13 protein-coding genes are annotated in these 13,289 nt (G+C 57.1%); 6 read left to right on the forward strand and 7 right to left on the reverse strand.

All coding sequences use genetic code 11. From position 1 onward, the window contains the following. Nucleotides 1-118 precede the first annotated feature (118 nt). Complete coding sequence (locus SSARUM2_RS13850; RefSeq protein WP_004932268.1) at nucleotides 119-1,654, forward strand: SpoVR family protein; 1,536 nt, start codon at nucleotides 119-121, stop codon at nucleotides 1,652-1,654. Nucleotides 1,655-1,711: 57 nt separating this feature from the next. Here SSARUM2_RS13850 and fadR read toward each other — a convergent pair whose 3' ends face one another. Next, a complete protein-coding gene (gene fadR, locus SSARUM2_RS13855; RefSeq protein WP_033634827.1) occupies nucleotides 1,712-2,431 on the reverse strand; it encodes a fatty acid metabolism transcriptional regulator FadR in 720 nt (239 codons plus the stop codon). A 243-nt stretch (nucleotides 2,432-2,674) separates the two neighbouring features. Between fadR and nhaB the strand changes: the two genes are divergently transcribed. Next, entirely contained in the window at nucleotides 2,675-4,240 is a 1,566-nt protein-coding gene (nhaB, locus tag SSARUM2_RS13860) for a sodium/proton antiporter NhaB (protein ID WP_049212905.1), read from the forward strand. A gap of 120 nt (nucleotides 4,241-4,360) precedes the next feature. After that, nucleotides 4,361-4,891 (forward strand): disulfide bond formation protein DsbB, encoded by a 531-nt coding sequence (gene dsbB, locus SSARUM2_RS13865; RefSeq protein WP_060438577.1) that lies wholly within the window; start codon nucleotides 4,361-4,363, stop codon nucleotides 4,889-4,891. A 663-nt stretch (nucleotides 4,892-5,554) separates the two neighbouring features. Here the strand turns inward: dsbB and SSARUM2_RS13870 are convergent. From SSARUM2_RS13870 to SSARUM2_RS13885, 4 genes are all read right to left on the reverse strand, one after another. After that, nucleotides 5,555-6,001 carry a YcgN family cysteine cluster protein gene (locus tag SSARUM2_RS13870; RefSeq protein ID WP_025159803.1) on the reverse strand — a complete coding sequence of 149 codons (447 nt, stop codon included), beginning with the start codon at nucleotides 5,999-6,001 and terminating at the stop codon, nucleotides 5,555-5,557. Nucleotides 6,002-6,120: 119 nt separating this feature from the next. After that, nucleotides 6,121-6,777, reverse strand: a complete 657-nt coding sequence (locus tag SSARUM2_RS13875; protein ID WP_033634830.1) for a fumarylacetoacetate hydrolase family protein — start codon at nucleotides 6,775-6,777, stop codon at nucleotides 6,121-6,123. 58 nt (nucleotides 6,778-6,835) lie between these two features. Continuing rightward, nucleotides 6,836-7,798 (reverse strand): lytic murein transglycosylase, encoded by a 963-nt coding sequence (locus SSARUM2_RS13880; protein ID WP_223307190.1) that lies wholly within the window; start codon nucleotides 7,796-7,798, stop codon nucleotides 6,836-6,838. 88 nt (nucleotides 7,799-7,886) lie between these two features. Next, entirely contained in the window at nucleotides 7,887-8,159 is a 273-nt protein-coding gene (locus SSARUM2_RS13885; protein ID WP_033634832.1) for a YcgL domain-containing protein, read from the reverse strand. Between the two features lie 136 nt (nucleotides 8,160-8,295). On the opposite strand from SSARUM2_RS13885, the gene minC reads away from it, so the two are divergent. From minC to minE, 3 genes are read left to right on the forward strand one after another with little or no spacing between them, the layout of a single operon-like run. After that, on the forward strand, nucleotides 8,296-8,991 hold the full coding sequence (minC, locus tag SSARUM2_RS13890; RefSeq protein WP_025303113.1) for a septum site-determining protein MinC: 696 nt from the start codon (nucleotides 8,296-8,298) through the stop codon (nucleotides 8,989-8,991). 25 nt (nucleotides 8,992-9,016) lie between these two features. After that, complete coding sequence (gene minD, locus SSARUM2_RS13895; protein ID WP_016927452.1) at nucleotides 9,017-9,829, forward strand: septum site-determining protein MinD; 813 nt, start codon at nucleotides 9,017-9,019, stop codon at nucleotides 9,827-9,829. A gap of 3 nt (nucleotides 9,830-9,832) precedes the next feature. Beyond that, a complete protein-coding gene (gene minE / locus SSARUM2_RS13900) occupies nucleotides 9,833-10,102 on the forward strand; it encodes a cell division topological specificity factor MinE (protein WP_004932303.1) in 270 nt (89 codons plus the stop codon). Nucleotides 10,103-10,339: 237 nt separating this feature from the next. Here the strand turns inward: minE and rnd are convergent, their stop codons facing one another. Then, a complete protein-coding gene (gene rnd, locus SSARUM2_RS13905) occupies nucleotides 10,340-11,461 on the reverse strand; it encodes a ribonuclease D (RefSeq protein ID WP_125460729.1) in 1,122 nt (373 codons plus the stop codon). An 81-nt stretch (nucleotides 11,462-11,542) separates the two neighbouring features. Next, on the reverse strand, nucleotides 11,543-13,231 hold the full coding sequence (fadD, locus tag SSARUM2_RS13910) for a long-chain-fatty-acid--CoA ligase FadD (protein WP_033654397.1): 1,689 nt from the start codon (nucleotides 13,229-13,231) through the stop codon (nucleotides 11,543-11,545). Between the last annotated feature and the right edge of the window lie 58 nt (nucleotides 13,232-13,289).

Raw genomic sequence — 13,289 nt, forward strand, 5'->3', positions numbered from 1 at the left:
CTCCCGTGCGTACCGGCATTTTTATTTCACTGATTTGCAATGGTTAATTATGACTTGAACTATGCTTGATACAGGGTCTGCCGTTTGAGCAAGACCCGTGAATAATGAGGGTGCGCTGATGACTACTTCAACACATGAAAAGGTCAAGGATGACAAACGTCTGAGCGATGGACCGGACTGGACGTTCGAACTGCTGCAGGTGTATTTGGAGCAGATTGACCGCGTCGCCAAGCATTACCGGCTCGACACCTACCCCCATCAGATCGAGGTGATCACCTCCGAGCAGATGATGGACGCCTATTCAAGCGTCGGCATGCCGATCAACTATACCCATTGGTCCTTCGGCAAGAAATTCATCGAAACCGAACAGCGCTACAAACAGGGCCAGCAAGGGCTGGCGTATGAAATCGTCATCAACTCCAATCCCTGCATCGCCTACCTGATGGAGGAGAACACCATCACCATGCAGGCGCTGGTGATGGCGCACGCCTGCTATGGCCACAACTCGTTCTTCAAGAATAACTATCTGTTCCGCAGTTGGACCGACGCCAGCTCCATCGTCGATTATCTGCTGTTCGCCCGCCACTACATCAGCCAGTGCGAAGAACGCTACGGCGTCGATGAAGTGGAGCGGCTGCTGGACTCCTGCCACGCGCTGATGAACTACGGGGTCGACAGGTACAAACGCCCGCAGAAAATCTCACTGGTGGAAGAGAAAGCGCGCCAGAAAAGCCGCGAAGAGTATCTGCAAAGCCAGGTGAACACGCTGTGGAAGACCCTGCCACGCGTCGAACGTGAAGAGTCGCCGGAGCAGGCGCGCCGCTATCCGAGCGAGCCGCAGGAAAACATCCTCTATTTTATCGAGAAAAATGCGCCGCTGCTGGAACCCTGGCAGCGTGAGGTGCTGCGCATCGTGCGCAAAGTCAGCCAGTATTTTTATCCGCAAAAACAGACTCAGGTGATGAACGAGGGCTGGGCCACTTTCTGGCACTACACCATCCTCAACCATTTGTACGACGAGGGCCGTGTGACCGAGCGGTTTATGCTGGAGTTTTTGCACAGCCACACCAACGTGGTGTATCAGCCGCCGTACAACAGCCCGTACTATAACGGCATCAACCCTTATGCGCTGGGCTTCGCCATGTTCCAGGACATCAAGCGAATCTGCCAGTCGCCAACCGAAGAAGACCGCTACTGGTTCCCGGACATCGCCGGCAAAGACTGGCTGGACACCTTGCACTTCGCCATGCGCGACTTCAAGGACGAGAGCTTTATCAGCCAGTTCCTGTCGCCCAAAGTGATGCGCGATTTCCGGTTGTTCACCGTGCTGGACGACGATCGCAACAACTATCTGGAAATTGCCGCGATCCACAACGAGGCCGGTTACCGGGCGATCCGCCAGGAGCTGTCGGCGCAATACAACCTGAGCAATCACGAGCCGAACATTCAGATCTGGAACGTGGATCTGCGCGGCGATCGCTCGCTGACGCTGCGCTACATCCCACAGGAACGCGCACCGCTGGATAAGAGCCGCCGCGACGTGTTGAAGCACCTGCATCGCCTGTGGGGCTTCGACGTGATCCTCGAACAGCAAAACGAAGACGGCAGCGTGGAGTTGCTCGATCGCTGCCCGCCGCGGCCGACGCCGCTGTAACCGCCACAACGACAAAGGGCGCCGCATGGCGCCCTTCGTTATTTCATCGACACGCGATTAGCGACGCGCTTCGGTCAGATCGCTCGGCATGGTGCCCTGCATGCTCTGCCAAATCGCCCCGCTGTCTTTACCGTAGTTGCGCACGGTATCCATCACCTGGTCGTACAGCTTCTCATGGCACAGCGTGGACAGCTTGCTGTAGAAGGCCAACGCCAGCTTGCGCGCTTCCGGGTTGGAGAAGTAGTAACGGCCCACGCGGGTATACAGCCCTTTCAGGCCGTTGAAAATCAGGCCGTAGATCGGGTTGCCGGAAGCGAACGCCAAGCCGCGGAAGATCTCGTAATCGAGCAGATTGAAAGCGTCCGCCTGATCTTCCACCTCGGCGGCTTTCGCCAGCACTTCCTGCGCCTGCTCAGGATGATTGCGCACCGCGGCGCGAATAAAGATCGACGCGATATTGGTGCGCACGGACAACAGGTTATCGATCAGCTGCGGGACGCTTTTGTGATCGAGACGGGCTACGGTCTCAAGGATATTGAGGCCGGACGTTTCCCAGAAATTGTTCACTTTGGTCGGTTTGCCATGCTGAATGGTCAACCAGCCATCGCGGGCCAGACGTTGCAACACTTCACGTAACGTAGTGCGCGTGACGCCAATCAACTCCGAAAGCTCACGCTCCGCGGGCAAAATAGAGCCAGGGGGGAAGCGATTATTCCAAATACTCTCAATAATGTACTCTTCCGCGAAACCGGCAGGACTCTGCGCCTTTATGACCATGTGTTTGACGTTCCGTTGCGACGATAAAATCAGTAAAAGTAATCAGCTCATCATACCAGATCGCGCTGACATGACATAGCGTGAGCGAAAAACAATAAACGAAAGTGTGCATAACGTGGCAAAAAACGAGCAAAAACACCGGCCGGCAGAAATTTGCCGCCGTAAAACAAGCTCCGGTTGCGCCCGCCCCCGCCGCATTGTTAGGGTACGTGCTACGACTGATTTAAGGATGCATAAAGGACAATGGAAACAACCTTGCGCAGCGCCCTGCTCAAAAATTTTCTGGGGCAATCTCCCGACTGGTACAAACTGACCATTCTCATTTTTCTGGCGATCAACCCCCTGGTGTTCTTTTTCGCCAGCCCGTTTATCGCGGGCTGGCTGCTGGTGGTCGAGTTCATCTTTACCCTGGCGATGGCGCTGAAATGCTATCCGCTGCTGCCGGGCGGCCTGCTGGCGCTGGAGGCGGTGGCCATCGGCATGACCAGCCCGGCGCAGGTTTCGCAGGAAATCGAACATAACCTGGAAGTGCTGCTGCTGCTGATCTTTATGGTGGCCGGCATCTACTTTATGAAGCAGCTGCTACTGTTCGTGTTCACCAAGCTGCTGCTCAATATCCGTTCGAAAACGCTGCTGTCGCTGGCGTTCTGCCTGGCCGCCGCCTTACTTTCCGCCTTCCTCGACGCGCTGACGGTCGTGGCGGTAGTGATCAGCGTGGCCACCGGCTTTTATTCCATCTATCACAACGTGACCTCGAATCGCCCCGATGGCGACATCGGCGATGACAGCGATTTCGCCGGTGAAGAGCGTAAACAGACGCTGGAGCAATTCCGCGCCTTTCTGCGCAGCCTACTGATGCACGCCGGCGTCGGCACCGCGCTCGGCGGGGTCATGACCATGGTGGGCGAGCCGCAGAACCTGATCATCGCCAAAAACGCGGGCTGGGGCTTTATCGATTTCTTCCTGCGTATGGCGCCGGTCACGCTGCCGGTGCTGGTGTGCGGCCTGCTGGTTTGTTGGCTGGTAGAACGTTTTCGCCTGTTTGGCTACGGCGCGCAGTTGCCGGAGGCGGTGCGCGACGTGCTGAAAGAGTATGACCGCAAGGCCACCGCGGGCCGCAGCAAGCAAGAACGGCTCAAACTGGTGATGCAGGCGCTGATCGGCGTTTGGCTGGTGCTGGCGCTGGCCTTCCACCTGGCGGAAGTGGGGCTGATCGGCCTGTCGGTGATCGTGCTCGCCACCTCCCTGTGCGGCGTGAACGATGAGCACGCCATCGGCAAAGCGTTCCAGGAAGCGCTGCCGTTCACCGCTCTGCTGACGGTGTTTTTCACCGTGGTCGCGGTGATCATCGAACAGCACCTGTTCAGCCCGGTGATCCAGTTCGTGCTGCGCGCCGAGCCCGCCTCTCAGCTTTCGCTGTTCTATCTGTTCAACGGCCTGCTGTCGTCGGTTTCCGACAACGTGTTCGTCGGCACGGTTTACATCAACGAGGCGCGCACCGCGCTGGAAACCGGCGCTATCGGGCTGAAGCAGTTCGAGCTGCTGGCGGTCGCCATCAATACCGGCACCAACCTGCCATCGGTTGCCACCCCTAACGGGCAAGCGGCGTTTCTGTTCCTGCTGACGTCGGCATTGGCGCCGCTGGTGCGTCTGTCGTATGGCCGTATGGTGTGGATGGCCCTGCCTTATACGGTGGTGCTGACGGTGGTTGGCTTGCTGTGCGTCCAGTTCACGCTGGAACCGGCGACCGAGCTGTTGACCCAGTGGCATTGGCTGACGCTGCCGCCCGTCGACGCCGTCGGCCACTGAAACGGTGCCGGCAGGGTGAACCGACTATTTTTACGCTGAATCCAGCCCAGGTGGCTGGCAGCGAGGAGGAATTGGTTTACACTGCCGGTTCAATTGCTTACTGCATGGAAGAATCTAGATATGTTGCAATTCTTTAACCGCTGTTCACAAGGACGCGGCGCCTGGCTGCTAATGGCCCTGACAGCGTTGGTGTTGGAACTGGTCGCGCTCTATTTTCAGCACGTTATGCTGCTGCAGCCGTGCGTGATGTGCATTTATGAGCGTTGTGCGCTGTTCGGCATTCTCGGTGCCTCTCTGGTGGGCGCCATCGCGCCGAAAACCCCGCTGCGCTACGCGGCGATCTTGCTGTGGATCTACAGCGCCTGGGAAGGCCTCCAGCTGGCGTGGAAGCACACCATGATCCAGTTGCACCCTTCGCCGTTCAATACCTGCGACTTCTTCGTGAGCTTCCCTTCGTGGCTGCCGCTGGACAAATGGCTGCCGGCGGTGTTCCACGCTTCCGGCGACTGCTCCGTGCGCCAATGGCAATTCCTGACGCTGGAAATGCCGCAGTGGCTGGTCGGCATCTTCGGCGCCTATCTGCTGGTGGCGCTGATTGTGCTGATCGCACAATTTGTTCGCCCACGTCGCCGCGATCTGTTCGGCCACTGATCGGCTGACAAACAACAACGGCGCCGAAAGGCGCCGTTTTTTTAGGTATTGCTGTCACATTCCGAGATAAAACCCTCTCAGGTATGTGTAAGGAAGTAAACGAGCACGATCAGCGCTCCAGCCACGGCAAACAGACGGACCATTTTCATTGTTATACTCTCGAACTTGCGGGAGAGCGGCCAAATTACCCAACTTATCGTTTGAAAAGAAGCATCCTGGCGCGGTTAAGCGCGTAATTTACATAACATTAAACTTCTGCGACGCCGGCGGGTAAAAACAGGCTGCGCCAGCGCGGCCCTCCCTACCTACAGGCATCAATAAATTACCGTTACTAATGAACGACTGCACCTTTGTCACATTCAGAGCACAATATTTTGGTGAAGTTTACCCATAAAATCCTTATAGTATCGGCAAAGTGAGTACTACCGATTTCCCTGGTGTTGTTGTGTGTCTTGCCCCTCATCTTTGCAGGGGCTTTTTTCCCCCTACCTCCTATTACGCAAGCCCCTATCATCCTTGAATCAAATGTTGAAATTTCCCTCTGTCCGGCCTCGAGCGTCAACGCCATTCGCACGCCAATGGTTAAATAATGCAAGAGGGCGGCATGTCTGAACACGCCGCCCTCTTGCATGAAGCCCCATTTTGCCCTGCAGGCGCCCGCCTTTATCTGGCCCAGTCCGGCTTGTTGAGGATATGGTCCTGCCAGTCCACCACTTCGCTCTCGCGCACCGCGATATGCCGCACCGTGATGCGCTCGCCGTGCATCGCCGCCTTGGAGCCGCTCAGCAGCGGATGCCAGGGGAACAGCGGCTTGCCTTCGCCGATCAGGCGATAGGCGCAGGTCGGCGGCAACCAATCGAAGGTGGTGAGGTTCTCGCGCGTCAGTTTGATGCAGTCTTCTTCCAGCTCGAAGCGCCGCTCGTAGTTGCGGCATTGGCAGGATTTGATGTTGAGCTGGTTGCAGGCTACGTTGGTAAAATAAATCTCGTCGGTATCTTCGTCGATCAGCTTATTCAAACAGCATTGCCCGCACCCGTCGCACAGCGATTCCCACTCTTGTTCTGACATTTCCGCCAGCGTTTTCTGTTGCCAAAAAGCGAGTTGTGACATGTTAGCGTCCGGTTTCGGTAAATGGATAAGTCACCTGCGCACAGGTTCGAGGGGGGACTATATAGACATTTTAGCCGCAAGATGCAAGCTTTGCCGCCGACGGCGCCGGCGGCGAGAGATCAGATCACGCGGGTGCTGAGCATTTTGCCGTTCAGACTGATTTTCAGCATGTCGCCGGAGGCCATCGGGCCTACGCCCTGCGGCGTGCCGGTCAGGATGATGTCGCCGGCGCGCAGCGTGAAGAAACGGCTCATGTAACTGATAAGCGGCAGGATCGGCGTGATCATGTCACGCGTATTGCCCTGCTGGCGCAGTTGATCGTTAACGGTCAATGACAGCTCGGCGTTTTGCGGATCGCCAAATTCCGCCACCGGGATAAACCCCGACATCGGGCAGGAACCGTCGAAAGCCTTGGCCTTTTCCCACGGCTGACCGGCCTTTTTAAAACCCGCCTGCAGATCGCGCAGCGTCAGATCGAGCGCCACGCCGTAGCCAGCGATCGCCCGCGCAACGCGGTCTTCGTTGGCCTGTTTCAACGGCGTGCCGATCAATACCGCCAGCTCCACCTCATGGTGCACCGCACCGAACTCTTTGGGGATAGCCACCGGCTGACGAATATCGCACAGCGCCGTTTCCGGTTTGATGAACACCACCGGCTCGACGGAAACCGCACTGCCCATTTCCTTGATGTGATCGGCGTAGTTGCTGCCGACACAAACCACCTTGTTCACCGGGAAATCGAGCAGCGAACCCTGCCAGTCTCTATGTTGATACATACCGCTTCTCCCAAACTGTGGAGGCTTGGCGCGCCAAGCCGATTATTGGTGTGCCGGATCAATGCCCGATCGCGTCCGCCATCATACCCACGGCGATGGCGAAATAGTAAGAGCGATTCCAGTGCATGAGGGTGCGGAAATTATCATAGACCAGGAACGTCCGCCCCTGGAGATCATCCGGCGCGATGATCCAACCGCGCTGGACGGCATGCGGCAATGCACTGCCATCCGCACGACGCACCCCGCGCTGTTGCCAGGCGTTGACGCTGCGCGCCTGCGCGTCTTTCAACCCCAGCTCGGATCGCTTGAAACCGGCGGGCAGTTTAACCTCGCGCCCCCAGCCGATACCGGGCTGCCAGCCCTCCTTGGACAAATAACTGGCCGTAGACGCAAAGACGTCATCAATGTTATTCCAGATATCGATGCGCCCGTCACCGTCGCCGTCCGCCGCGTAGCGTAAGAAAGAGCTCGGCATAAACTGGCATTGCCCCATCGCGCCGGCCCATGAGCCTTTCAGCGGCGTATCGCCGACGTGCCCCTGCTCGACTATCCGCAGTGCCGCCATCAGCTCCTGGCTGAAAAAGGCCTCGCGGCGCCCTTCAAACGCCAGCGTCGCCAGCGCGGACACCACGTCTTCCCGCCCCTGAATCTTGCCGTAGGCGCTCTCCATGCCCCACAGCGCAATGATATAGCGCCCCGGCACCCGGTAGCGTTCGCTGGCGCGCGCCCATTGCGCCTGGCGCTGCCGATACAGTTCGCGCCCTTGGCGCACCTTGGCGGGCGACATCACTCGCCGCAGGTAGTCGTCCAGGGTAATTTTCTGCTCCGGCTGATTGCGATCGGCCTTGATCACCCGATCGACGAAATGGATTTGCGCAAAAGCGCGGTCAAGGGTGCCCTGGCTGATGCCCTGCTCCCGCGCCCGGCGCTTGAGCTGCTCGACATACGCCGGGAACTGCGCCGGATCGCGGCCGCTCGCCGCCAGCGTCGTCTCCTGAGCCGCCTGCGGCGCGCCGGGCATCAGCACACCGCCCAGCGCCAGCCAGGCGGCCAATACGGTTCTTCTCGCCGAACGTGTCATCGCGCCTCCCTTGCCCGTGGCGACTGTCTCAGGCCTTGTCGCCCGCCAGATGCTGATTGAGCAGGTTTTCAACCGGCGGCGGGAACTGCAGGTAATAGCCTTCGTCTTTCAACGCCTGCTTCACCTTTTCGATATCCGCCGAGGCCAATTTCTTGCGCTCATCGAGCGAAAGCATCATGGCGAATTGCGGCACGCCGAAACTTTTCATCAGATCCTCTGGCACACGAGAGAAATCGTCTTTTTTTTCGACATAAAGATAAGTTTGATCGCGTTTCGGGCTTCTATAGATCACACAAAGCATTTTTTTAACTCTATTTAATTGAGGGAGCGTCTTGCCTGGATATAACTCTGACTATAACATGCTTATAGTACATCGGAATATCGCACCCCGAGTGGTATTCCGGGGATTTAAAGTTGCTGAGACTGAGTCAGGATAGATGTCACAATCGCCAATTGAGCTAAAAGGCAGCAGTTTTACCCTATCGGTTGTTCATTTGCATAATTCGCAGCCCGAGGTAATACGTCAGGCGTTACAGGAAAAAGTTGAGCAAGCGCCCGCTTTTCTGAAAAACGCCCCTGTTGTTATCAACGTCGCAACGCTGGAAGGTGATGCGAACTGGAAAGAACTTCAACAGGCTGTCGCGGCAGCAGGTCTGCGCGTTGTGGGTATCAGCGGTTGCAGAGATGAGCGTCAAAAGCGCGCGATAGCCCGCGCCGGGCTGCCGCTGCTGAGCGAAGGCAAAGGCCAGAAAATGGCGGCGCCGGAGCCTGCACCTGCGCCCGTGGTGGCGGATAACGCCCCCGCCAAAACGCGCATCATCAGCACGCCTGTCCGTTCCGGCCAACAGATTTACGCCCGCAACTGCGATCTTATCGTGACCAGCAGCGTCAGCGCCGGCGCCGAACTGATTGCCGACGGCAACATTCATGTCTACGGCATGATGCGCGGTCGCGCACTGGCAGGCGCGTCAGGCGACACGCAATGTCAGATTTTTTGCACCCACCTGGCGGCTGAGCTAGTCTCTATCGCAGGGCAGTACTGGTTGAGCGACCAAATCCCGTCCGATTACGTCGGGCAGGCCGTACGACTCAGCCTGTTGGATAACGCTTTAACCATACAACCTTTAAATTAAGCCCTTTTGACAAGGAATCCATTTCATGGCACGCATTATTGTTGTTACATCGGGTAAAGGGGGCGTTGGCAAGACCACTTCGAGCGCGGCCATCGCTACCGGCCTGGCCCAGAAAGGCAAGAAAACCGTCGTGATCGATTTCGATATCGGCCTGCGTAATCTTGACCTGATCATGGGCTGCGAACGTCGGGTAGTGTATGATTTCGTGAACGTGATTCAGGGCGATGCCACGCTGAATCAGGCGTTAATCAAAGACAAACGCACTGAAAACCTCTATATCCTGCCTGCTTCGCAGACGCGCGACAAAGACGCGTTGACCCGCGAAGGCGTTGAAAAAATTCTCAACGATCTCGGCGAGATGGATTTTGACTTCGTGGTGTGCGATTCACCGGCCGGTATCGAAACCGGTGCGCTGATGGCGCTGTATTTCGCCGACGAAGCTATCATCACCACCAACCCGGAAGTGTCTTCGGTACGCGACTCCGACCGTATCCTGGGCATCCTCTCCTCCAAGTCACGCCGCGCCGAGAAAGGCGAGTCGCCCATCAAGGAACACCTGCTGCTGACCCGTTACAACCCGGGCCGCGTCAGCCGTGGCGACATGCTGAGCATGGAAGACGTGCTGGAAATCCTGCGCATTCCACTGGTGGGTGTGATCCCGGAAGACCAGTCCGTGCTGCGCGCTTCCAACCAGGGTGAGCCTGTCATTCTGGATGCCGAGTCAGACGCCGGTAAGGCGTACGACGATACCGTTTGCCGCTTGTTGGGGGAAGAACGCCCATTCCGCTTCATTGAAGAAGAGAAGAAGGGTTTCCTGAAACGCCTTTTTGGGGGATAAACCATGGCCTTATTAGACTTCTTTCTGTCCCGCAAAAAACAGACAGCCAATATAGCCAAGGAACGGCTGCAGATTATCGTCGCAGAGCGTCGTCGCGGGGACAGTGAGCCCCCGTATCTGCCTGATCTGAAACGCGATATTCTGGCGGTTATTTGCAAATACATTCAGATCGATCCTGAAATGCTGCACGTGCAGTTCGAGCAGAAAGGGGACGATATTTCGGTACTTGAACTTAACGTGACATTACCGGAATCGGAAGAAGCAGCTAAATGATTGCGACGCATTAATTACCCCCTGTATATTTTATGCAGGGGGTAACTGTATGTGCATCCAGTTATTAAGCTTTATCGGCAGCAAAAAAGCGATTTTTCCCTTTGGGACTATTCCCAATTAACTTTGCCGCCGCCTCGTTTAAAGTAAATTCTGGCCAGATTTACCTTCAACGCATTATTTCCTGCCTATATTCACCCGAGCAGAGTTTCCCTACCCTGCCCTGATGATAATCAGCGATTAATAATCTTTCAGGATGTCCTGCAGCGGTGCCATTAATAGATCGCCGCGCCAGCCGCTGATTAATTCAGGGCGACTTTCGCCGTCTTTCAGTTGCCAATGCCAGTTCAGCAATTGGTTAATTTGGCGACGGGATGCCAGCAGCTCGCTGCTCAACCCGCTTTGCTCGCTGACGGTAGCGATCGCCGCCTTGATGTCTTTGAACACCTTCTTGTAGCCCGGCTGATCGATCAGGTTAGCCAACGGCGCCGGCAGCTCGGATTCGTCCAGCGCTTCGGCCTCCGCCACCAGCGCCAGCAGCGTTTTACCGTGATAACGGATCTCCGGCCCGCTCAGGCCCAGCGAATCCAGTTCTCCCAGCGAAGACGGCATACAGCGCGCCACCTGCCACAGGTTTTCCTCACGCACCACGAAGTTTACCGCCAGATCGCGCTCGCGCGCCTGGCGCAGCCGCCATTGCGCCAACTTCTGCAAACAACCGAGCTGACGCGGGCGCAGCTGCCAGGCATTGCTGATTTCGCGATAGGCCAATTCCGGCACCAGCGCCTCGCTGCGGCGCTGGCACAGCAGCAGGCACTCATTGTTGGCCGCCGCGGTCCAACCGGCCTCTTCGGTCTCCTGCACCAGCTGTTTGGCCATCGGCAGCAGATAGAACACGTCGGCGGCTGCGTACACGCACTGCCTTTCGGTCAGCGGGCGCGCCAGCCAGTCGGTGCGCGACTCGCTCTTGTCCAGCTCAACTTTCATATACTCCGCCACCAGCGTCGCGAAACCGCAGGAGAGCGGCCGGCCGGTAAACGCCGCCAGGATCTGGGTATCGACCATCGGCGTCGGCAGCGTTTTAAAGGCGTTGAGAAACACTTCAAGATCTTCACTGCCGGCATGCAGGAACTTCACCACGGCGGTATCGGCCAGCAGGTCGACAAACGGCTGCCATTGCTTGATCGGCAGAGGATCGATAAGGGAGAGTTGTTCACCGTCGTAGAGCTGGATCAGGCCCAGCTGCGGATAGTAGGTGCGCGTTCTGACAAACTCGGTGTCCAGCGCAATCTGGGCATGCTTTCTCGCCTGCTCGCAGACCTGCTGCAATCCGGCATCGGTAGTGATCAACTGATAATTCAAAACATCATTCTCTTGTAGGATTCAAACACAACAACGCCGGCATTCACCGGCGTTGTCGATAGTCAGGCGCAAGAGCGAAACCTAGGCGGCATCGGCCGGTTTCGGCGTTTTTAGCTCATCGCGCAGTTCTCGCCGCAAAATCTTGCCGACGTTCGACTTCGGCAATTCATCGCGGAACTCAACAATTTTAGGCACTTTATACCCGGTCAGGTGCCGACGGCAATGGGTCAACAGCTCTTCCTTGGTCAGCGAGGCGTCTTTCTTCACCACGCAGATCTTCACCGTCTCGCCGGAGACCTCGCTGGGTACCCCGATCGCCGCACATTCCAGCACCTTCGGATGCTGGCTGACCACGTCCTCGATCTCGTTCGGGTAAACGTTGAAACCAGAGACCAGGATCATGTCTTTCTTACGGTCGACGATGCGCACAAACCCCTGCTCGTCCACGGTCACCACATCACCGGTCGCCAACCAGCCATCTTTCAGCACTTCGTCGGTAGCTTCCGGGCGTTGCCAATAGCCTAACATAACTTGCGGGCCTTTGACCCACAGTTCGCCCGGTTCTCCCGGCGGCACATCCTGGCCATTGTCGTCCAACAGCCGAATATCCGTCGACGGCACCGGTAAGCCGATGCTGCCGCTGTAGTGTTTCAGATCGTAAGGGTTGCCGGCCACCAGCGGCGCGCACTCCGTCAGACCATAGCCTTCCAGCAGGTGTTTGCCGGTGGTTTTCTCCCACTTCTCGGCCACCGCTTTTTGCACCGACATGCCGCCGCCGACCGAGAAACGCAGCGTGGAGAAGTCGAGTTTGTGGAACTCTTCGTTGTTCAGCAACGCGTTGAACAAAGTATTCACCCCGCTCATGGCGGTGAACGGGTATTTGCCCAGCTCCTTCACCAGCCCCGGAATATCGCGCGGGTTGGTGATCAGCAAATTGCGCCCGCCCAGATCGATAAACAGCAGGCAGTTCACCGTCAGCGCGAAAATGTGGTACAGCGGCAACGCCGTCACCACCAGTTCCTGCCCTTCACGGAACAGCGGCGAGTAGGCGGCTTTGGCCTGTTCGAGGTTGGCCTGCATGTTGCGGTGCGTCAGCATCGCGCCTTTCGCTACGCCGGTGGTGCCGCCGGTGTATTGCAGGAAGGCCAAATCGGTATTAATGATGTCCGGCTTTACATATTGCAGACGGCGTCCGCGCTGCAGCGCGCTGCGGAATGAAATGGCGTCCGGCAGATTATATTTGGGCACCAGGCGCTTAATGTACTTGACCACAAAGTTGACCAGCGTGCCTTTGGCGGCCGAAAGCTGATCGCCCATGCGCGTGAGGATCACGTGCTTGACCTGGGTGTTGAACACCACTTTTTCCAACGTATGGGCAAAGTTGGAGACGATAACGATGGCGCTGGCGCCGCTGTCGTTCAACTGGTGTTCCAGCTCGCGCGGGGTATACAGCGGGTTGACGTTAACCACCACCATACCGGCGCGCAGAATGCCGAACAGGGCGATGGGGTATTGCAACAGATTAGGCATCATCAGCGCGACGCGGTCGCCCTTCTTCAGGCCCAGTTCATTTTGCAGGTAAGCCGCGAAAGCCCGGCTGCGCTCTTCCAGTTTGCGGAAGGTCATCACCTCGCCCATGTTGATAAAGGCGGGCTGATCGGCATAGCGCTGCACGGCATGCTCAAACATTTCGATCAACGACGAATAGCGATCGGCATCAATCTCTGCGGGCACATCTGCCGGATACCGTTTTAACCAGACCTTATCCAAGGTATTACTCCTGAAATCATTACTAATTATCATCGCAGCCTCAAACTCGCAGCCTAAC

The organism is Serratia sp. K-E0102 (assembly GCF_029962625.1).
Lineage (GTDB): Bacteria > Pseudomonadota > Gammaproteobacteria > Enterobacterales > Enterobacteriaceae > Serratia > Serratia sarumanii.